At 42.2% G+C, this 19,919-nt stretch carries 22 protein-coding genes; 21 read left to right on the forward strand and 1 reads right to left on the reverse strand.

Features of this window, described 5'->3' with window-relative positions; translation table 11 throughout:
• Positions 1-3: 3 nt before the first annotated feature.
• The gene (locus P2W73_RS05245) at positions 4-522 is read right to left on the reverse strand and encodes a low molecular weight protein-tyrosine-phosphatase (protein WP_276500945.1); all 519 of its coding nucleotides are present in this window, start codon (positions 520-522) and stop codon (positions 4-6) included.
• Positions 523-640: 118 nt separating this feature from the next.
• Between P2W73_RS05245 and P2W73_RS05250 the strand changes: the two genes are divergently transcribed.
• The 21 genes from P2W73_RS05250 (at position 641) to P2W73_RS05350 (ending at position 19,856) form a co-directional block, all read left to right on the forward strand.
• On the forward strand, positions 641-997 hold the full coding sequence (locus P2W73_RS05250) for a hypothetical protein (protein ID WP_276500946.1): 357 nt from the start codon (positions 641-643) through the stop codon (positions 995-997).
• 35 nt (positions 998-1,032) lie between these two features.
• Positions 1,033-1,965: a PstS family phosphate ABC transporter substrate-binding protein gene (locus P2W73_RS05255; RefSeq protein ID WP_276500947.1), complete on the forward strand. Its 933-nt coding sequence runs from the start codon at positions 1,033-1,035 to the stop codon at positions 1,963-1,965.
• A gap of 43 nt (positions 1,966-2,008) precedes the next feature.
• Positions 2,009-3,733: a tetratricopeptide repeat protein gene (locus tag P2W73_RS05260; RefSeq protein WP_276500948.1), complete on the forward strand. Its 1,725-nt coding sequence runs from the start codon at positions 2,009-2,011 to the stop codon at positions 3,731-3,733.
• Between the two features lie 124 nt (positions 3,734-3,857).
• Positions 3,858-4,253 carry an NADH-quinone oxidoreductase subunit A gene (locus P2W73_RS05265; RefSeq protein WP_276500949.1) on the forward strand — a complete coding sequence of 132 codons (396 nt, stop codon included), beginning with the start codon at positions 3,858-3,860 and terminating at the stop codon, positions 4,251-4,253.
• 111 nt (positions 4,254-4,364) lie between these two features.
• The gene (locus P2W73_RS05270) at positions 4,365-4,949 is read left to right on the forward strand and encodes an NADH-quinone oxidoreductase subunit B (protein ID WP_276500950.1); all 585 of its coding nucleotides are present in this window, start codon (positions 4,365-4,367) and stop codon (positions 4,947-4,949) included.
• 141 nt (positions 4,950-5,090) lie between these two features.
• A complete protein-coding gene (locus tag P2W73_RS05275; RefSeq protein WP_276500951.1) occupies positions 5,091-5,681 on the forward strand; it encodes an NADH-quinone oxidoreductase subunit C in 591 nt (196 codons plus the stop codon).
• Between the two features lie 40 nt (positions 5,682-5,721).
• On the forward strand, positions 5,722-6,945 hold the full coding sequence (locus tag P2W73_RS05280) for an NADH-quinone oxidoreductase subunit D (protein ID WP_276500952.1): 1,224 nt from the start codon (positions 5,722-5,724) through the stop codon (positions 6,943-6,945).
• Positions 6,946-7,103: 158 nt separating this feature from the next.
• Positions 7,104-7,604 (forward strand): NADH-quinone oxidoreductase subunit NuoE family protein, encoded by a 501-nt coding sequence (locus P2W73_RS05285; protein WP_276500953.1) that lies wholly within the window; start codon positions 7,104-7,106, stop codon positions 7,602-7,604.
• 17 nt (positions 7,605-7,621) lie between these two features.
• Positions 7,622-8,065, forward strand: a complete 444-nt coding sequence (locus P2W73_RS05290) for a copper resistance protein NlpE (RefSeq protein WP_276500954.1) — start codon at positions 7,622-7,624, stop codon at positions 8,063-8,065.
• Between the two features lie 7 nt (positions 8,066-8,072).
• A complete protein-coding gene (locus P2W73_RS05295) occupies positions 8,073-8,498 on the forward strand; it encodes a VOC family protein (RefSeq protein ID WP_276500955.1) in 426 nt (141 codons plus the stop codon).
• Positions 8,499-8,924 (forward strand): nuclear transport factor 2 family protein, encoded by a 426-nt coding sequence (locus P2W73_RS05300; RefSeq protein WP_276500956.1) that lies wholly within the window; start codon positions 8,499-8,501, stop codon positions 8,922-8,924.
• A gap of 46 nt (positions 8,925-8,970) precedes the next feature.
• Positions 8,971-10,326, forward strand: coding sequence for an NADH-quinone oxidoreductase subunit NuoF (nuoF, locus tag P2W73_RS05305; protein ID WP_276500957.1), 1,356 nt, complete (start codon positions 8,971-8,973; stop codon positions 10,324-10,326).
• Between the two features lie 40 nt (positions 10,327-10,366).
• Complete coding sequence (locus P2W73_RS05310) at positions 10,367-10,744, forward strand: GxxExxY protein (RefSeq protein ID WP_276500958.1); 378 nt, start codon at positions 10,367-10,369, stop codon at positions 10,742-10,744.
• Between the two features lie 45 nt (positions 10,745-10,789).
• Positions 10,790-11,899, forward strand: coding sequence for an NADH-quinone oxidoreductase subunit G (locus P2W73_RS05315; protein WP_276500959.1), 1,110 nt, complete (start codon positions 10,790-10,792; stop codon positions 11,897-11,899).
• Between the two features lie 5 nt (positions 11,900-11,904).
• Positions 11,905-12,963, forward strand: coding sequence for an NADH-quinone oxidoreductase subunit NuoH (gene nuoH, locus P2W73_RS05320; RefSeq protein WP_276500960.1), 1,059 nt, complete (start codon positions 11,905-11,907; stop codon positions 12,961-12,963).
• A gap of 232 nt (positions 12,964-13,195) precedes the next feature.
• Positions 13,196-13,738 carry an NADH-quinone oxidoreductase subunit NuoI gene (gene nuoI / locus P2W73_RS05325; protein WP_276500961.1) on the forward strand — a complete coding sequence of 181 codons (543 nt, stop codon included), beginning with the start codon at positions 13,196-13,198 and terminating at the stop codon, positions 13,736-13,738.
• Positions 13,739-13,847: 109 nt separating this feature from the next.
• The gene (locus P2W73_RS05330) at positions 13,848-14,348 is read left to right on the forward strand and encodes an NADH-quinone oxidoreductase subunit J family protein (protein ID WP_276500962.1); all 501 of its coding nucleotides are present in this window, start codon (positions 13,848-13,850) and stop codon (positions 14,346-14,348) included.
• Positions 14,349-14,584: 236 nt separating this feature from the next.
• Positions 14,585-14,917 (forward strand): NADH-quinone oxidoreductase subunit NuoK, encoded by a 333-nt coding sequence (gene nuoK, locus P2W73_RS05335; RefSeq protein ID WP_276500963.1) that lies wholly within the window; start codon positions 14,585-14,587, stop codon positions 14,915-14,917.
• Between the two features lie 75 nt (positions 14,918-14,992).
• Positions 14,993-16,894, forward strand: coding sequence for an NADH-quinone oxidoreductase subunit L (gene nuoL, locus P2W73_RS05340; RefSeq protein WP_276500964.1), 1,902 nt, complete (start codon positions 14,993-14,995; stop codon positions 16,892-16,894).
• A 103-nt stretch (positions 16,895-16,997) separates the two neighbouring features.
• Complete coding sequence (locus P2W73_RS05345) at positions 16,998-18,479, forward strand: complex I subunit 4 family protein (RefSeq protein WP_276500965.1); 1,482 nt, start codon at positions 16,998-17,000, stop codon at positions 18,477-18,479.
• Between the two features lie 45 nt (positions 18,480-18,524).
• Positions 18,525-19,856: an NADH-quinone oxidoreductase subunit N gene (locus tag P2W73_RS05350; protein ID WP_276501204.1), complete on the forward strand. Its 1,332-nt coding sequence runs from the start codon at positions 18,525-18,527 to the stop codon at positions 19,854-19,856.
• Positions 19,857-19,919 lie beyond the last annotated feature (63 nt).

A 19,919-nucleotide genomic window follows, 5' to 3' on the forward strand; every position in this document is an offset into this window, starting at 1 on the left:
AGATTATTTCAATTTGAAAGGTGTTTCTAAAGCCCCTTTAGGGCCTGCCTGTCCGGTAGGCAGGGTTGGGGTATATTTTTCGATGATGCAGGTGCATACTTCATTGATCATTTTGTACACTTCATGATAACCAGGTTCCGGCCCATACCAGGGGTCGGGTACATCCAGGTTTTTGCCGGGGAAAATTTCATTCATCAGCAAATCCACTTTTTTCGGGTCGTACTTGTTTTTGGCTATGCGTTGAATATCATCCAGTACATCACCTGCCAGGGCATAAATTTTATCATACATCTCGAAATCAGCCGGCACAAACCGGCGGGCACGTTGCCTGCTAATGTCAAGCCCATTCAGCTTTGCAACCTTTTGCGATAAATGATGCGGACCTTCGCCAATATGATAACTATTTGTTCCGGCACTTTCAACGCTCCAGTTTAATCCGGCCTCAAACGCCTTTTGCTGTAAAATACCTTCGGCCAACGGACTCCGGCAAATATTACCTAAACAGACCATTAAGATTTTCATCCTGCAAATATAACCACAGCTTATCAGGTCGCCATTTCTTTACCAACCTTCCACGAGTTTATGGATTTAGATAACAGAATGCATCTCACTTATGCTTATTTAAATAGAATACACCTGCATGGAAATGCTGGTTAAACCACCCAACTTGCGCATTGAGTCTGATGGTCAACAACTTTTTATCAGGGCAATCAATAAAAATGTAATAATTTGCCCACCACGAAAGTCACTATTCATGATTGAGGAATATGAAAAACAAAAAAGAAAACAGATTGCGCTGCGAAAAGCAATAATGGATTACGCAATCGGTGGTCTGATTACCTGCGTCGGCATTTTTTTTATGATCAGGGACAGGCTCACTTTGCAGTTCAATGAAAACTTTCCCCCTAATGATATTGATAAGATTTTTGGATTTATCTGCATTTTATATGGTGTATGGCGCATGTACCGGGGATACAAAAAGAATTATTTTAAGTAAGCGATGAAAGGTGATAAATGAAAAAAAAGGCCCTGATGCAAGCATTTATTAGCAAGAAATACCTGGTTTTTATACTTTCTTGTGCTTTTTTTCTACTGAACGGTTGTCAGTCATTTAAAGAAAAAGAAAAAACGTTATTGGACACGCCTGACCGGGGCCTTATACATGTGAGTGCGGACGAATCTTTCAAACCCATCATCGATGAACAGGTAAAAGTGTACGAAGCCAACCACCCCGGCACACAAATAAATGTTACTTACAAGCCGGAAGCAGAATGTTTGAAAGATATGGCCGTAGACAGCATCCGGATGATCATTGCTACAAGAGGGTTTAGCGATCAGGAGAAAAAATTTATCGTTGATTCTTTCAGGATTTCTCCCAAAAAAATGGTGATTGCCCGCGATGCGGTCGCTGTTATTGTAAGCCCTGAGGCTGAGGATTCACTATTTACCATGGCGGAGATCAAGGAAATACTTACCGGAAACTTTAAGAAAAAATTAATCCCGGTATTTGACGGAGTACAGGCAACCAGTACGGTACGTTTTATCGTCGATTCTGTATTAAAAAGCGATTCTCTCACTCCCGCAGCAGTGGCTGCAAGAACAAGCGAAGCTGTTATTGACTATGTAGCGAAAAACCCACAGGCAATCGGGTTTATTGGCGTAAGCTGGATTGGTAATAGAGAAGACGAGAAACAAATCAGTTTTTTGGAAAAGGTAAAGATGGTGCAATTAGAAAGCATGGATCTGAAAGGCAAGTATATATTGCCCGTGCAGGCCAATATTTACCTGCGCAGATACCCCATGGTACGTGATTTGGTATACATATTGAAAGAGAAGCACCGTGGATTGGGGAAAGGATTTGCAGATTTTATGAGCGGCGAGATAGGACAATTAATTTTTAAAAGGGCTTACCTGATGCCGGCGCAGAAAGATTTTACCTTCAGGCCGGTTCGCGTAAGCGAATAAAACAAAGTGGTTATATTTACAACTCTTAAAAAGTGAAAGAAAAATGAAGAAAATCTCTATTACATTTTTGGTCACGAGCCTACTGTTTGTAAGTGCTGTTAAGGCACAATCGCTGCAGGATGGTGTAAATGACCTTTACGCGGAACGTTACAAAAGTGCAAAAGCAACATTCGAAAAATTATTAGCTTCTAATCCTAATAATATTGATGCTACTTATTGGCTGGGCCAGACTTTAGTTGAAATGGACGATATAGCCGGTGCTAAAAATCTTTATAGTAAGGCCCTGTTAAGTAGTGCTAATGCTCCTTTGGTAATAGTGGGTATGGGGCAGTTGGAGTTAATGGAGAATAAAACCAGCGAAGCCCGTCAGCGTTTTGAAGCTGCTATTACCATGACACGTGGGAAGAAAGGTGATGACCCTGTTATTTTGAATGCAGTGGGCCGGGCCATCACAAATACGTATAATGTAAAGGAGAAAAAAGGGGGCGATATCAACTATGCTGTAGAAAAGCTGGAAGCTGCTGCACAGAGAGATCCCAAAAATGCTGATATATTTTTAAACCTGGGAAATGCTATTCGTAAAGCAAAACCAGGAGAAGCTGGTGGAGCGGCTTTTCAGAATTACCAGAAAGCTACTGAAGCAAATCCAAAATTTGCGCCGGCTTATCATCGCATGGCACAGCTTTTCAACAGCCAGCGTAACTGGGATCTGTATGAAAAATATCTGAATGATGCCATCAATGCGGATTCACGGTTTGCTCCTGCTTATTATGATCTTTATTATTTTAAATTATTGAGGCAAGATTTTAATGGCGCGGAGGAATATGCAAAAAAATATATTCAGAACACAGACCCTGATCCTCAAAATGATTACTTAAGAGTTCAGACACTTTGGGCCAAAAAAGATTTTGATGGGGCTATAGCCGGCGCAAAAAACATTATCGCTCAATCAGGGACTAAGGCAAAAGCCAACAACTACAAATTAATTGTTGACAGTTACTTGCAGAAGAAAGATACTGCCTCAGCTAAGGAATATATTGACCAGTACTTTGCCAAAGCAAAACCTGATGAAGTTTCCCCAAATGATTTCAAAATGAAGGCAGATGTTTATTCAACCATTCCTGGCCAGGAGGCTGTGGTGCTGGAAAGCTATAAAGAAGGCATAAAAGCAGATACAGTTTTGGAAAATAAAATTGACCTGTTGAAAAAAGGTACTGTTTTTTTTGCTGGCAAAAAAGACTATGTAAGCGAGTCACAACTTCAACAATTAATATTAGCTACAAAGCCTAACCTTACGATCAACGACTATTTTGCCGCTGGTCTTGCTAATTATCGTGCTCAGCAGTATGCGAAATCATACGACATATTTAAGGTAGTTTCAGAAAAATTCCCTGATCAGCCGTTTGGCTGGGAATGGATGTTCAACAATGCCAATGTGCTTGATTCGGTAAAGAAAGATAGCATTGGCGTCCCAGCGGCTGAAAAATTGCTCGCATTTGCCCAGAAGGATTCGGTGAAGTATGCCAAACAAATTTCAAGCTCTTCTTATTTCCTTGCGACTTATCACCTGGAAAAAGGAGATAAAGCAAAAGCAATAGATTATTTGAAGATAATGATGAATGCTTCCGCTGATCCGGCTGTTAAGCAAAGCATTCAAAAGAACATTGACGATCTTTCAAAGCCAACGCCGGCGCCTAAGCAGCCTGCTAAAGGTGCGTCACCGAAAAGTAGTTCCGGCAGCGGAGCAAAGAAATCTTCCGCAGGATAGATATTATGTATAAATCTGATTTAATTATAGCCCGGGTAACCGGGCTATTTCTTTGCCCCGGATATTTGGAATTTCCGTTGATTATTGATGTTGCTACCTTATTTTTGCTGCCGAGGCAAAAAAAATGATCCATTTACTCCAGATAAATCCATCCACCTCTGATGCCGGTTCTTATTTACCGGTTGCTATACAGGTAATTTTTGCGGTAGGCCTTGTCGCTTTTTTGATGGTAGCGACCCACTTACTGGGCCCTAAAAGGAAAACTACTGACAAGTTGCAGGGTTTTGCCAGCGGGATTGAAACACATGGCGATGCCCGCCAGCCAATGGCGATAAAATACTTTCTCACAGCGATATTATTTGTCCTTTTTGATGTTGAAGTGATTTTTTTCTATCCATATGCGGTAAATTTTAAAGAGCTGGGTTGGAGCGGTTTTTGGGCCGTTATCATGTTTGTAGGATTTTTCCTCTGCGGATTTCTATATATTATAAAAAAAGGCGCATTGAAGTGGGAAGACTAGCTTGAAAAACTGGAGAATTGGCTTCACAGAAACGGAACTTTAGCTAGTTACGTTTGTTTTATTAAGAAGTGAGTTCAGATTTTCAAATTGTTGAATTTTCAAATTTGTTTTATGTCACGTCCTGTATCATATAACATCACGCAGAAGCCACTGGTAGCCGATATAAGCATGGCTGAAATGCCCGAAGGTTCCCAGGGTGAAGGTTTTTTTGCCACGTCGTTGGATAGTGTTATTGGCCTGGCAAGAAAAAATTCGATCTGGCCTTTACCCTTTGCAACATCCTGCTGCGGTATTGAATTTATGGCTACCATGGGTGCACATTATGATCTGGCCCGTTTTGGCAGCGAAAGAGTGGGTTTTTCACCCCGCCAGTGTGATTTGCTGATGGTAATGGGAACTATTGCTAAAAAAATGGGCCCCGTTGTAAAACAGGTTTATCTCCAGATGGCGGAACCTCGCTGGGTGATGGCCGTGGGAGCCTGTGCATGTAGCGGTGGTATATTTGATACATACAGCGTTTTACAAGGAATAGACCAGGTAGTGCCGGTAGATGTGTATGTTCCGGGCTGTCCTCCGCGTCCTGAGGCAATTATTGACGGAGTGATGCGGATACAGGATTTGGTAGGTAGAGAAAGCCTGAGAAGAAGGAATAGTGAAAAGTATAAAGCGTTATTGGAGAGTTATGGAATACAATAGCCCCTGTCTTCGCCAACTGGCGGAGAACTTAGGTCTGGGTATTTTGTCGGGGATAAAGATTAAATAAACTAAATTTTTAATGACCTGTGATGTCCTTTCGACATTCGGGATTTAAAGCTCCGCCGCGGCGGATTTGGGGTTATGTCTCTTACAAACGAACATATCAGGCAACGGCTAACGGAAAAATTTAATGACCAGGTCTCTGGCTTTGAAGAGCCGTATGGCATGCTCACTTTTGAAGCCCCGAAAGAAATAAATCTCAAAGTCCTGAATTTTTTATACGATGATGAGGAGTTGAAATTCAGGTTTCTCACCGATCTGTGTGCCGTACATTACCCGGGAAATAAAGACAAAGAATTAGCGGTTGTCTATCATTTGCACAATCTCGGGGACAACGTCCGCATCCGTTTCAAGGTATTTACCAAAATAGATAAGCCGGACGTTTACACGGCTACAGGATTATTTTCAGCCGCCAATTGGATGGAAAGAGAAACCTATGATTTTTACGGGATCAATTTTGTCGGTCATCCTAACCTGAAAAGGATTTTGAATGTCGATGAGATGGACTACTTCCCCATGCGGAAGCAATACCCATTGGAAGATCAAAGCCGCATTGACAAAGATGATGAAATGTTTGGCAGGGGTGGAACGATTGGTTTTGGCACGGAAAAAACGGATCATGGAACGATAATCGAATCGGACAAAGACAATGTGGGCGAAAATATTGTTTGAATTATAAACTAATGGTCCCTTAAAAAAGGATTGGGCTATCATGGCTGAACAGCATATAAAGCTTCCGGAAGGAAGTATTGAGAAAACCACCACCACGTTAAACCTGGGGCCTACTCACCCGGCCACGCATGGTGTAATGCAGAATATCCTGGAGTTGGATGGTGAACGCATTGTTTCTGCGGACCAAACAATCGGCTATATTCACCGGGCTTTTGAAAAAATTGCCGAACGTCGTCCTCTCTACCAAATCACTCCACTTACAGACAGGTTAAACTATTGCTCGTCGCCTATTAATAATATGGGCTGGCACCTTACCTGTGAAAAATTATTAGGCGTGAAAACGCCTAAAAGAGTGGATTATCTCCGCATCATTATCATGGAGCTCGCCAGGATATCCGATCACCTGATCTGTAATTCTATTGTTGGTGTGGATAGTGGTGCTTACACAGGTTTCTTGTACGTAATGCAATACCGTGAGCTGATCTATGAAATATATGAGGAGATATGCGGTTCACGTTTGACCACTAATATCGGTCGTATCGGCGGTTTTGAGAGAAATTTCAATGACATCGCGTTTCAAAAAATTCAAAAATTTCTCGACGAATATCCACGGGTATTAAAAGAATTTGAAAACCTGTTTACCCGTAACAGGATATTCATGGAGCGGACTATTGGCGCAGGGCCCATTAGTGCTGAGCGGGCCATGAACTATGGCTTTACAGGTCCTAATCTTCGTGCCGCGGGTGTAGACTATGATGTGCGTACACATACGCCTTATAGCAGCTACGAAGATTTTGAGTTTGATATCCCGGTAGGAACTACAGGTGATTGCTATGATCGTTTTTTGGTTCGCAACCAGGAAATGTGGCAGTCGCTTCGCATCCTTGACCAGGCATTTAAACAAGTGCAGGAATTCAAAGGGGCTGAAGCAGATATTTATCACGCTGATGTTCCCGAATATTATTTGCCCGAAAAGAAAGATGTGTACACAAAGATGGAAGCATTGATCTGGCATTTCAAGATCATTATGGGTGAAATTGATATGCCGCCGGGTGAAGTATATCAGAGTGTGGAAGGTGGAAATGGGGAACTTGGATTTTACCTGATCAGTGATGGCGGAAGAACACCTTATCGTCTTCATTTTCGCAGGCCTTGTTTCATTTATTACCAGGCTTATGAAGAGTTGACAAAAGGCGCCATGCTCAGTGATGCAATCATCGTGATGTCATCATTGAATTTGATTGCGGGGGAAATGGATGCTTAACCCCCCTGCCCACTAAAGGGGAGACTTAGGTCAGAGGGGTTTGTATTTTTGAAAAGTTGGTTTAAAGTAAGAGTTGACAAATTGAATTTATAATAAAAGTACACTTTGCTTTTTGGTGGAGTGTTTCAAAACTCTCCGCCGAAGGCGGATTGGGGCATATGATAAAATTTTCAGACGATAAATTAAAAGAGGTGCAGGGAATTATTTCCCGGTACCCGGATGGCAAACAAAAAAGCGCCGTCATTCCTGTGTTACATTTAGCGCAGCAGGAGTTTGGAGGCTGGCTCGATGTTCCGGTGATGGACTATGTAGCAACACTGTTGAATATTACGCCTATTGAAGTGTATGAAGTGGCTACCTTCTATAGTATGTTCAATTTAAAACCTGTGGGCAAATATATGTTTGAGGTTTGCCAAACAGGGCCCTGCATGGTCAGCGGATGTGATGATATCATTAATTATATCGGGGAGAAACTGGGTATCAAACCTGGTCAAACAACCAGCGATGGGATGTTTACATTAAAAACGGTGGAATGCCTGGGAGCCTGCGGTTATGCGCCAATGATGCAGATGGGCAAATATTATAAAGAGCATTTGACAAAGGAAAGGGTTGACCAGATCATTGATGAATGCAGGAAAAGTGCGGTTGCCAACAACTAAACCAAACGCTTGCACATATGAAAAAGATCATCAGTTTGATGAGTTTGTTCTTTGTTTTTGTGGCATGTAATAATGCTGGTGATAAAAAAGAGGAATCGAAAGATACCAGCACTACAGTAGATCAGGTAGTAAAAAAGGAGCCAGTGGTAACAGAAAGTTATCATGGGGTCATACCTTGTGCCGATTGTGAAGGTATTGAAGTATCTCTTAGTCTTATGGATAACGGCACTTACAGCAGGCATGATTTGTATATTTCAAAAAAAGCGAAAGAGCCGGGCAGTAATGAATTCTCTTACCGTGATAAATTCATTATGCATGGCGATACGCTGCAACTGCTGGGCATTACTGAGGGAGCGGATCATTATTTAAAAACAGATTCAACGCTGATCCAATTGGGAGCCGATAACCATCGAATAACCGGAAACCTGGCGTATAAATATGTATTAAAGAAAACGAACTGAATATATAATGGAGGCGATAGTACCATATTTGACATTCAATGGAAATGCCGCTGAGGCATTAACTTTTTACACAAAGGCATTTGATGGAAAAGTCTTGTTTCAGCAAAGCTTTGGTGAATCACCGATGGGCAACGAAACACCGGATGAATATAAAAACAAAGTAATGCATGCTACCTTCCAGGCGGGTGATCTTACATTCATGGTATCTGATAATATGCCAGGCCATCAGGTTAGTGGTGGTACCAACCTTAGTTTGTCGTTAAATTTTAAAACGGTAGCGGATATTGATAAAATATTTGCTGCTTTATCAGAAGGAGCTAAGATTACAATGCCTTTACAGGATACATTCTGGGGAGCCAAATTTGGAATGTTGACTGACAAATTCGGAATCAACTGGATGTTTAATCATGATTATGAAAAGAAGGAAAAGTAAATGCGTTTCTTTCTGACTCTTATATTGTTCTTTACAAGTTTGATTCTTGTTGCACAGGCTGATAGCGTTGGCTTAAAAGAAGCGATGCGAACCCTGGATAAAGCATTAATGGAAAAGGATAGTGTTGCTTTATCGAAACTGTTGCACAATAAAGTAAGCTTTGGTCATTCGAATGGTTGGGTACAAATGGGGAAGGAGGTGTGGAATGACTTGGTAAGCGGCAAGCTGGTGTATAAGAGGATTGACAATGGCTATACAACAATTGCAGCGATCGATAAAAAATGGGCAACTGTGAGAATGAATATTGCGGCTGAAGGAAAATTGAATGATAAAGTTTTTGCGATGAACCTGCACGTATTACAGGTTTGGATGAAAACAAAAAAAGGCTGGCAGTTGGTGGCGAGACAAAGTGCAAAGATTAATTAAAAAGCCAGGCTCGAAGTTCAAAGCTCGAAGCTGGTAGCTTAGAAATATGGGAAGAAAATTATTATTAGAAAAAGCTCACGTTGAAAACATCAGGTATTATGATGTATATCGTCGTGAAGGTGGTTATAGAAGTGTGGAAAAGGCGCTGAAGATGGCGCCTAATGATATTACCGAAGAGGTAAAAAGGAGTGGGTTAAGAGGACGTGGTGGCGCTGGTTTCCCTACGGGAATGAAATGGAGCTTTTTGGCCAAACCCGAAGGTGTGCCCCGCTACCTGGTTGTAAATGCTGATGAGTCAGAGCCGGGAACGTTCAAGGATCGTTACCTGATGGAGTTCATTCCCCACCTGCTAATTGAAGGAATGATCGTTTCTTCTTTTGCATTAGGCTCTAATCGTTCTTATATCTACATCCGTGGGGAATATGCCTGGATTGTTGATATTCTCGAACAAGCGATAACAGAAGCAAAAAATAATGGGTGGTTAGGAAAAAATATACAAGGCAGTGGCTTTGATTGCGAGATCTATGTGCAACGTGGTGCGGGTGCCTACATCTGTGGTGAGGAAACAGCTTTGTTGGAATCCCTGGAAGGCAAGAGAGGTAATCCAAGGATAAAACCTCCATTCCCTGCCGTAAAAGGTCTATGGGATTGCCCTACGGTGGTGAACAATGTTGAAACCATTGCGGCTGTTGTTCCCATTATCAATGAAGGAGCTGACGAGTATGCAAAGATTGGAGTGGGTAAATCAACAGGTACAAAACTTATTTCAGCCTGTGGTAATATTAATAAGCCGGGTGTTTATGAAATCGATATGACCATTTCTGTCGAAGAATTTATTTTCAGCGAAGAATGGTGTGGCGGTATCAAAAATGGTAAAAGACTGAAAGCTTGTATTCCGGGTGGATCATCTGTTCCCATTTTGCCGGCCAATCTTTTATTGAAAACCGCCAGGGGTGATACCCGCATGATGAATTACGAGAGCCTGAGTGATGGCGGGTTTGCGACGGGTACTATGATGGGATCAGGTGGATTTATCGTGCTGGATGAAGACCAGTGTGTGGTGAAACACACGTATACATTGGCCAGGTTCTACCGTCATGAAAGTTGTGGTCAGTGTTCTCCATGCCGTGAAGGAACAGGCTGGATGGAAAAATTATTATTGCGTTTGGATAAAGGACAGGGCAAACTGAGTGATATTGACCTGCTTTGGGATATACAGCGAAAGATTGAGGGAAATACGATTTGTCCTTTGGGAGATGCAGCTGCATGGCCTGTAGCCGCAGCTATCCGTCATTTCAGGGACGAGTTTGAATGGCATGTGCTGAATCCTGATGAGTGTACTAAAAGGAATTATGGTTTGGCGCATTATGCGGAGCCTTTGCAGATGGCAACACCTGCGTAAATTTCACGCAAAGGCGCAAAGAAATTAAGACGCAAAGAATATGACCGAAAACGATATATCGAGAATGGTTGTTGATTTGTGTTTTAGAATTCATAAACAATATGGCCCAGGATTGTTTGAGAGTGTTTACGAAGAAATATTTTGCTATGAATGGGCAAAGAATGGGATACCGTTTAAAAGACAACATGGCGTTCCGTTAGTTCACGAAGAAATAAGAATGGAAATAGGATTCAGGGCCGACGTAATAGTTGATGATAAGGTAATTATAGAATTAAAGTCTGTTGAAACACTTGCGGAAATTCATTATAAGCAGATGCAGACATATTTAAAATTGACGCATATTAAATTAGGATTACTGATAAATTTTAATGTGCCTTTAATAAAAAATGGGATTCATAGAATAGTCAATAACTTATAAACTTTGCGCCTTGGCTCCTTTGCAGCTTTGCGTGAAACCAAAAATATGGCTGAAGAAAAAAAATTATTTAAAGTAACCATTGACAATATCTCCATCGATGTGGAGCCGGGAACAACTATTCTGATGGCTGCACGAAAAATTGGTGGTGATGTTACGCCACCGGCAATGTGTTTCTATAGCAAGCTGAAGGGCAGTGGTGGTAAATGCCGCACCTGTTTGGTAGAAGTAGCGGCAGGTTCTGCTGCCGATCCAAGGCCAATGCCAAAGCTGGTAGCAAGTTGCCGTACTACGGTGATGGACGGAATGATTGTAAAGAATATTACAAGTGACAGAGTAATGGATGCAAGGGCCGGTGTGGTGGAATTCCTCTTACTAAATCATCCACTCGATTGCCCTATTTGCGACCAGGCTGGTGAATGTCACTTGCAGGACCTCAGTTACGAGCATGGTAAAGAGGGTACCCGGTATGAGTTTTCAAGAAGAACATTTGAGAAAGAAGATATTGGTCCCTACATACAACTGCACATGACAAGGTGCATTCTTTGTTATCGTTGTACCTATGTCGCCGATCAGTTGACCAACAGCCGTGTACATGGTGTGCTGGATCGGGGCGATCATGCTGAGATATCAACCTATATTTCCAAAGCTATCGATAATGACTTCAGCGGAAATATGATTGACGTATGCCCTGTCGGTGCATTAACCGATAGAACCTTCCGGTTCAAAAACCGGGTTTGGTTCACCAAGCCGGTTGATGCCCATCGTGATTGTCCAACCTGTAACGGCAAAGTAACACTTTGGAATCGTGGTGATGAAGTGTTGAGGGTAACTGCCAGGAAAGATGAATGGGGTGAAGTGCAAAGCTATGATGGCAAACCAGGCTGGATATGCAATGACTGCCGCTTCGATAAAAAGAAATTGAGTGATTGGGTAATTGAAGGGCCAACCAAAGTCAATCGTCACTCGGTTATTTCAGCCAATCATTATGTCGGAGCCAGAAAGCCGCAGGAAACTGTTGCTGAAGTAATGGGCGGAAGACAACCGAAATTGTTGATGGATATTCATGCCATCAGTGATGTAAATGATCCGACTGTTGACCTAAGTGAAATAAACGGGCCAGCTACAGGTGCAACATTTAATAATAAGAAACAATAATAGCCATGTATCTTCTAGCAGTTGATTGGTTTTTTATTTTAGAAAAATTTGTGTTGATAGCGGTGATTGTTTCCCTCTCGATGGTGGTGGCGATGTATGCTACCTACGCTGAACGAAAAGTAGCCGCCTTTCTGCAGGATCGTATTGGTCCCAACCGTGCGGGTATTTTTGGATTGCTGCAACCTCTGGCGGATGGGGGCAAGCTATTTTTTAAAGAAGAGATCATACCTCTTCTGTCTTCGAAGTTCCTTTTCATACTGGGACCAGCTTTGGCGATGATAACCGCATTGCTAACAAGTGCCGTAGTTCCCTGGGGACCATCTTTCTCCATCGGTGAAAGGCAGATTAATTTACAGATAGCGGACATTAATATCGGCATCCTGTATGTATTTGGAGTAGTCAGCCTTGGCGTATACGGTATCATGATCGGCGGATGGGCATCGAATAATAAGTTTTCATTATTGGCAGCTATACGGGGAGCTTCCCAAATGGTATCTTATGAATTACCAATGGGTCTTGCCCTTATTGCTTTGCTTATGCTGGTAGGCGATCTTCGCATGAGTGCCATTGTGCAGAACCAATTAGGCAACGGATTTTTTAACTGGCATATCTGGTATCAGCCATTGGGCTTTCTCATCTTTTTTGTGTGTGCCCTGGCCGAGTGTAACCGTACACCATTTGACTTACCGGAAGCAGAAAATGAATTGAACTTCGGTTATCACCAGGAGTACTCATCCATGAAGCTGGGTTTCTATCTTTTTGCTGAATACATCAATATGTTTATCAGTGGGGTGATCATGTCAACACTGTATTTTGGTGGGTATGATATACCTTTTGTAAATGAAGCAACCTGGGGACTGGCTCCATGGTTACTATCACTGATTGGTTTTTCTGTGTTAATGTTCAAGGCATCGCTGTTTATATTCCTGTTTATGTGGATCCGCTGGACCATTCCGCGTTTCCGTTTTGATCAGTTGATGAAGTTGGGCTGGCGGACATTGATACCATTAGCATTGGTGAATATGATATTGACTGCCGCGGTGGTGTTGTGGTTGAAGAAATAAAGCCCATCCCGACCTTCCCGAAGGGAAGGCCATCCAAACACAGCCCTCGCTTTTCGGAGAATCGGTAATTAGTGAGAGTCTTCGAAAGTGTTGAATAGAGAGATAAAGATGATGTGGTAGTGATATAGATGATTAAAGATATACAGCACCGCCTCCTCTCTTTTGGAGAGGAGGAAGGGAGGTGAGGCCTTATATTTGCGAAAAATTAAAATCTCCTGTTGGGAGTTGAGATATGCAATTAACACAAAGAGCAAAACAAGTGGATCGCAAGCCGATGACCTGGCTGGAGAAGATCTACCTGTGGAATATTGCGAAAGGAATGTGGATCACGTTAACGCATTTGTTTAAAAGAAAAGCAACGATACAGTATCCCGAGCAGAAAAGAACTTTTTCAAAAGTGTTTCGTGGGCTTCAAATTTTGAACCGCGACGAAGAGGGCCGTGAACGCTGTACCGCTTGCGGTCTTTGTGCTTTGGCCTGTCCTGCGGAAGCTATAACCATGGAAGCGGCAGAACGTCAGCCCGGAGAAGAGCACCTGTACAGGGAAGAAAAATATGCGGCGAAGTATGAGATCAACATGCTGCGTTGCATTTTCTGCGGCTATTGCGAAGAAGCCTGTCCGAAGGACGCAATTTATTTGTCGCAGACGTTTGCTCCGGCGAATTATGGAAGACAGGGGTTTATCTATAAAAAAGAAGACCTGTTGATCCCTAATCCAAAGGAAAACCCGGAAGCCTATAAAAAAGCGTTAGGGGATAGGGCGCCGAGGGTATAAAAAGTTCAAAGTTTAATAGTTTAAAGTTTAAGGTTAGTTCAGATAAATAATTAATTAAAAAAAGCATCCAGGGTTTGCATCCGCTACAGCGGAGAAAAGCTATTAGCTTATGGGAATTACACAAATATTGTTTTGGTTACTTTCAGTGATGGCTTTGTTTGGGGCCCTGATGGTGGTAGTTAGCAAAAATCCCGTTTACAGTGTGTTGTGGCTCATCGTTACCTTCTTTGCCATTTCCGGTCATTATATTTTATTGAATGCGCAGTTTCTCGCAATTGTAAACGTCATCGTGTATGCAGGTGCGATCATGGTCTTGTTCCTGTTTGTGATCATGCTGATGAACCTGAATAAAGAAACAGAACCACAAAAAAATCGCTGGTTAAAAATTGCCGGGGCCTTAGCGGGTGGATGTTTATTATTGACGCTTGTTGCAGCCTTAAGGGGCAGCGAGCTGAAAGACGGAATAGCTGAGGTGAAAGTTGGTAATATCGGCTTGATCAAAAACCTGGGAAATGAGTTGTTCACTACTTATGTAGTACCGTTTGAGATCAGCAGTATTTTGTTTTTAAGTGCCATGGTAGGTGCGGTAGTGATAGGGAAAAAAGATTAGCCCCTTGTCCCCCTGAAGGGGAGACTTAGGGCGGGCATTCTTTTTAATGTTGGAAATGTTCTTTTAAATGATAGTTGAATGATGTTGCAAACTTCAGTTCCCTGATTGGGCTTTTGTTGCGTCGCACACTTCAACGTTTAGTTCTTTAATCAATATTAAAAAACAATAGTTCACTCACGTCCTTAGGACTGTGGGTGGCAAGTCCCCTCCTTGGAAGGGGATTTAGGGGAGGCCGTATGCCAATAAATTATTACATATTTCTGTCCATTGCTTTATTCTGCATCGGTATTGTGGGAGTGCTCACACGCCGCAATGCGATCATCATCTTTATGTGTATAGAGCTGATGTTGAATGCCGTGAACTTATTGTTGGTCGCATTTTCAAAAATGCACCACCTGAATGCAGCTGCTACTGGCAATGCAGCAGCCGGTACCGACGGGCAGTTGTTTGTATTCTTCATTATGGTAGTTGCAGCAGCCGAGGTGAGTGTAGGATTGGCCATTATCGTAATGATGTACCGCAATATTCATTCGGTAGATGTAAACTTTTTGAACAGGTTAAAACATTAAATAAGTACGAACTACGAACTACGAAGTACAGCGATCGTACCTCGTACTTCTCACTTCTTACTTCGTAATTGGGTTATGAAGAACGCATTAGACTTGGTTTATTTAATTCCGCTGTTGCCACTGATCGGTTTTTTGATCAATGGTCTTGGCCGAAAGCATTTGTCAAAAGGACTGATCGGTATTATCGGAAGTGGTACTGTATTCGTTTCATTTCTCATCAGTGTATGGGTATTCATGCAGGTAAAGGGAGGCAATACACATGTGGCCAATTATTTCACCTTTATCGCTGTTGACAAACTAAGCATTCCCTTTGCGTTTCAAATTGACCAGCTTTCTTCTATATTCCTGCTCATCATTACCGGCGTTGGATTTTTGATCCATCTCTATTCCACTTCGTATATGCATGAGGAAAAGACAGAACACTTCGGCAGGTACTTTTCTTATCTCAACCTGTTTGTCTTTTCGATGTTGCTGCTGGTGATGGGCGCCAACTATGTGATCATGTTTATCGGTTGGGAAGGGGTTGGATTGTGTTCCTATTTGCTGATTGGTTACTGGTTCAGGAATACAGAATACAACAAGGCAGCAAACAAGGCCTTTATCATGAACCGGATTGGTGACCTGGCTTTCCTGATCGCTATTTTCTGGTTGATCAGCAAATTGGGTTCTGTTTCTTACGGTGACGTTTTTGCTAATGTAAAGAACCTGAGTGGAACCGATCTTACAACTATTACCATTTTATTATTTATCGGTGCCACCGGTAAAAGTGCACAAATTCCTTTATACACATGGCTGCCTGATGCGATGGCCGGTCCCACACCTGTTTCTGCGCTCATCCATGCTGCTACCATGGTTACGGCGGGCATTTATATGATCGCCAGGAGCAATATTTTATACTCATTGTCACCGGTAACCATGACCATCGTGACAATTATTGGATTAGCTACTGCACTGGTTGCCGCTACGATTGCTCTTAAGCAGAATGATATCAAAAAAGTATTGGCTTATTCTACGGTAAGCCAGTTGGGATATATGTTTCTCGCCCTGGGAACAGGCTCTTATGTTGCCGCCGTTTTTCACGTGATGACACATGCTTTTTTCAAAGCGTTGTTATTCCTCGGAAGCGGTAGTGTGATTCATGCCATGGGCGGCGAACAGGATATCCGCAAAATGGGTGGCTTAAGCAAATACATGAAAACAACCCACTGGACTTTTTTAGTTGGTTGTTTGGCAATTGCCGGTATTCCGGGTCTTTCAGGCTTCTTTTCAAAGGATGAAATATTGGCCGGTGCATTTGCAAAATCCCCAATTATCTATGCGATAGGTTTAGGGACGGCTTTGCTTACGGCTTTTTATATGTTCAGGTTGTATGCAACAACATTCAAAGGAAGCTTCCGCGGTACACACGACCAGGAGCATCATTTGCATGAAAGCCCTGCCGCCATTACAATCCCGCTGGTTATACTGGCCATTCTTTCTATCATTGGTGGCTATGTAGGTGTGCCTGAGTTTATCATGCATGGAGCACACTCCTTAAAAGAATTTTTAGCGCCGGTGTTTGACGGATCCAATAAAATTTTAGAGGCCCATGAAGTTTCGCATGCTACGGAATGGATGCTGACCGGGGTATCAACCACACTGATTGTTATCACCATTCTATTTGCCTGGAACAAATTCAGCAAAAAACCAGATATCGAAGATGCAACAGGATTTGGAAAAGTGTTGGCGGATAAATGGTATGTGGATGAATTGTATGAAAAGGTAATTGTGAACCCGCTTGATAAGCTGGCCTTGTTTTTCAAAAATATTTTTGAAAAAAATGTCGTGGACGGAATTGTAAACGGAGTGGGGAGGGCTGTGAATTATGGGAGTCGTCAATTGAGGTTGCTGCAAAGCGGACAGGTGGGTAGCTATGTGTTGTTGATGGTATTGGGCATGGTATTGTTTTTTGTATTTCAATTTTTCCTGAGAAAGTAAGCTAAGAGATCAAGGAGAAAAAGAGACAATTCAGGACGTGTCGAAAGGCGACGGTATTTTTAATAATTAAAATTTTAAATTCCCCTTTAGGGGATAGGGGCTTATGATCGCAGTTTTATTAATAGTAATTCCATTACTGACCGGGCTGGCTGCATTCCTGATAAAGAATGAAAAAGCGGTGCGGTCATGGGCTTTGTTTTCATCGATTGTTACGCTGATCGTTTCATTGGTTGGACTAACAATACTGAAAGAAGCAAAATGGCTGGAACACCAGTCCGCATTCATGTCAACACTGGGAAGCAGTTTTTCTGTCAAGCTGGATGGCATGGGTCAGTTGCTTTGCCTGCTAAATACGATTGCCTTTCCGCTTATTTTTATTTCTACCTGGAACTCTGCTTATAAAAAACCGAACAGTTTTTTTGCCCTGATGCTGTTGTCACAAGCAGGTATGATGGGAGTGTTCCTGGCAATGGATGCTTTGTTGTTTTATTTCTTCTGGGAGTTGGCGCTGATACCGGTGTATTTTCTGTGTTCGCAATGGGGAGGCGAAAAAAGGATTGCCGTTACGTTTAAATTTTTCATCTATACATTCGTTGGTTCGCTGCTGATGCTGGTTGGTATTTTATTTATTTATGCCAAAACACCTGACCATTCTTTCGCAATTCAATCTTTTTATACCACCGGGGCAAGTTTGACCAACAAGGATCAAACCTGGTTGTTCTGGTTATTCTTTATTGCCTTTGCGGTAAAGATGCCCATCTTTCCTTTTCATACCTGGCAGCCTGATACCTATGAGCAATCGCCTACGGCAACTACGATGGTATTAAGTGGTGTCATGGTTAAGATGGGCGTACTGGGGGTGATTCGATGGTTATTACCCGTACTTCCGATTGCTTCTTATTCATTAGGAGATAGGGTTTCATGGTTGGCAGTTATTGGAATGATTTACGCTTCATTGATAGCCATAAAACAAGATGATATTAAAAGATTGGTGGCCTACTCTTCCATTGCTCACATCGGATTAATGTGCGTGGCTATTTTTTCTGAAAATAAATTAGCTATGCAAGGGGTGATGATACAAATGTTCAACCATGGTATCAATATCATTGGATTGTGGATAGTGGTAGAACTAATCGAGAGACAATTCGGCACAAGAAAACTTTCAGAACTGGGAGGGCTCGCTCAAAAAGCCCCGTCGATGGCCATTTTATTTGTGATCATCGCATTGGCCAATATCGCTTTGCCATTAACTAATGCCTTTATTGGTGAATTCCTGATGTTCAGCGGAATTTTTGGATCCCAGGTCACAAAGCTTAATGTCTGGTTTACAGTATTGGCAGGAATCTGTATTATACTGGCTGCTATTTATACGCTGAACCTGGTTCGAAAAATATTTTATGGTGATGCGGTGGCAAGAGTTGCCAATGCGCAGGATGTTCGGCTTAATGAAAAGCTTGCATTGGGGGCCATCGTAATATTGATTTTTTGGATGGGCGTATATCCACAATCGGTTTTGAATATCACAAACGAGATCTCAGATAGTATTTTAAAAATATCAGATGTTCGTCATCTGCTAACGAAGTAAGAAGATATGAACGCTTTAATATTGTCGGCAATTTTTGGAGTTATCATGATGTTCAGCGGTGTTTTTCTGAAAATGAAAAACACAGTGCGGATGGTTGCAATTTTAGGAATAGCATTATTAGTGGTTTCGAATATCCTGGAGATGAACGGCATTTTATTCTTTAAGGTGAATACAGCAGGTATGATGCATTTTGACAGGTTTGCATTGCTGTTTAACTCCATTGCGTTTATTTCGGCACTGGTCTATTTTATCTTATCAGCAAAAGATATTGAAAAGGTCGGTGTTCATTATGCCGAGTATTTTGCGCTTACCTTTTTTATACTAAGTGGTATTGTACTGACTACTTCGTTCAAATCATTGCTAATACTTTTCCTGGGAATTGAAATTATTTCGATCCCGTTATATATTCTCACCGGAAGTGATAAGAAGAATTTAAAAAGCAATGAAGCATCATTGAAATATTTCCTGATGGGTTCCTTTTCAACAGGATTGATGTTGATGGGAATTACGCTTATCTATGGAGCCACAGGCACATTTACTGTGGATCAAATGAAGTTTGTCGTTGACAAGCCTTCCTTACTACCGGTGGCCGGTATGTTGTTGCTCATTTTTTCTATGGCCTTTAAAGTATCTGCGGCGCCGTTTCATTTCTGGACACCGGATGTATATGATGGTGCCCCAACTGTGTTTACCTCTTTCATGGCTACGATCGTAAAGGCCGCCGTGTTTATTGGTTTCATCCGGTTGTTCGATGAAACGTTTGGAAGTTTTCATGCGCAATGGCAGTTGTGGATTGCGATCATAACTGTTGCTACTTTATTTATCGGAAACATCACCGCTGTATTTCAGCAAAGCGTAAAAAGAATGCTGGCTTATTCAAGCATCGCCCAGGCTGGCTTTATGCTGATGGCCTTGTATGCAATGAACACCGATGCAAAAGAGGGAATTCTATTATACGCTGCAGCATATTGCCTGGCCACCATCGGCATTTTTTCCGTGTTAGCAAAAATGAGCGACTATAGTTTTGAAGGTTTCAATGGCCTGGCAAAACAACAACCACTCGTAGCGGCAGTTACAACGATCTTATTTTTATCACTGGCTGGTATTCCGCTTACAGCAGGGTTCCTGGCAAAATTCTATATGCTGAAGGCAGCATTAGGCAATGGTAATCATGTTTGGCTGGTGATCTTTGCCGTGTTGATGGCTGCGGTGAGTGCTTACTATTATTTCCGCGTCATACAGGCTATGTACTTTAAGGAGGGCCAGGCCACTATACAGGCATCCCCGGCGTTTAAATGGTCTTTGGCAGGATTAGCAGCTGTTATTATTATCCTGGGCATATTCCCCAACGTATTGCTTTACTGGTACTATTTTTAGGTTGGCTGTAGATAGCAGGAGAGCTGGATTCCGCTGGTAAATACTTTCTTCCCGTATCCGCTT

The sequence above is a fragment of the Terrimonas pollutisoli genome, from assembly GCF_029360765.1.
Taxonomy (GTDB): Bacteria; Bacteroidota; Bacteroidia; order Chitinophagales; family Chitinophagaceae; genus Terrimonas_B; species Terrimonas_B pollutisoli.

Excerpts from the sequence above, each read along its gene's own strand:
- P2W73_RS05245 (WP_276500945.1), bottom strand. The coding sequence starts at position 522 with ATGAAAATCTTAATGGTCTGTTTAGGTAATATTTGCCGGAGTCCGTTG.
- P2W73_RS05250 (WP_276500946.1), top strand. The coding sequence starts at position 641 with ATGGAAATGCTGGTTAAACCACCCAACTTGCGCATTGAGTCTGATGGT.
- P2W73_RS05255 (WP_276500947.1), top strand. The coding sequence starts at position 1,033 with ATGCAAGCATTTATTAGCAAGAAATACCTGGTTTTTATACTTTCTTGT.
- P2W73_RS05260 (WP_276500948.1), top strand. The coding sequence starts at position 2,009 with ATGAAGAAAATCTCTATTACATTTTTGGTCACGAGCCTACTGTTTGTA.
- P2W73_RS05265 (WP_276500949.1), top strand. The coding sequence starts at position 3,858 with ATGATCCATTTACTCCAGATAAATCCATCCACCTCTGATGCCGGTTCT.
- P2W73_RS05270 (WP_276500950.1), top strand. The coding sequence starts at position 4,365 with ATGTCACGTCCTGTATCATATAACATCACGCAGAAGCCACTGGTAGCC.
- P2W73_RS05275 (WP_276500951.1), top strand. The coding sequence starts at position 5,091 with ATGTCTCTTACAAACGAACATATCAGGCAACGGCTAACGGAAAAATTT.
- P2W73_RS05280 (WP_276500952.1), top strand. The coding sequence starts at position 5,722 with ATGGCTGAACAGCATATAAAGCTTCCGGAAGGAAGTATTGAGAAAACC.
- P2W73_RS05285 (WP_276500953.1), top strand. The coding sequence starts at position 7,104 with ATGATAAAATTTTCAGACGATAAATTAAAAGAGGTGCAGGGAATTATT.
- P2W73_RS05290 (WP_276500954.1), top strand. The coding sequence starts at position 7,622 with ATGAAAAAGATCATCAGTTTGATGAGTTTGTTCTTTGTTTTTGTGGCA.
- P2W73_RS05295 (WP_276500955.1), top strand. The coding sequence starts at position 8,073 with ATGGAGGCGATAGTACCATATTTGACATTCAATGGAAATGCCGCTGAG.
- P2W73_RS05300 (WP_276500956.1), top strand. The coding sequence starts at position 8,499 with ATGCGTTTCTTTCTGACTCTTATATTGTTCTTTACAAGTTTGATTCTT.
- nuoF (WP_276500957.1), top strand. The coding sequence starts at position 8,971 with ATGGGAAGAAAATTATTATTAGAAAAAGCTCACGTTGAAAACATCAGG.
- P2W73_RS05310 (WP_276500958.1), top strand. The coding sequence starts at position 10,367 with ATGACCGAAAACGATATATCGAGAATGGTTGTTGATTTGTGTTTTAGA.
- P2W73_RS05315 (WP_276500959.1), top strand. The coding sequence starts at position 10,790 with ATGGCTGAAGAAAAAAAATTATTTAAAGTAACCATTGACAATATCTCC.
- nuoH (WP_276500960.1), top strand. The coding sequence starts at position 11,905 with ATGTATCTTCTAGCAGTTGATTGGTTTTTTATTTTAGAAAAATTTGTG.
- nuoI (WP_276500961.1), top strand. The coding sequence starts at position 13,196 with ATGCAATTAACACAAAGAGCAAAACAAGTGGATCGCAAGCCGATGACC.
- P2W73_RS05330 (WP_276500962.1), top strand. The coding sequence starts at position 13,848 with ATGGGAATTACACAAATATTGTTTTGGTTACTTTCAGTGATGGCTTTG.
- nuoK (WP_276500963.1), top strand. The coding sequence starts at position 14,585 with ATGCCAATAAATTATTACATATTTCTGTCCATTGCTTTATTCTGCATC.
- nuoL (WP_276500964.1), top strand. The coding sequence starts at position 14,993 with ATGAAGAACGCATTAGACTTGGTTTATTTAATTCCGCTGTTGCCACTG.
- P2W73_RS05345 (WP_276500965.1), top strand. The coding sequence starts at position 16,998 with ATGATCGCAGTTTTATTAATAGTAATTCCATTACTGACCGGGCTGGCT.
- P2W73_RS05350 (WP_276501204.1), top strand. The coding sequence starts at position 18,525 with ATGATGTTCAGCGGTGTTTTTCTGAAAATGAAAAACACAGTGCGGATG.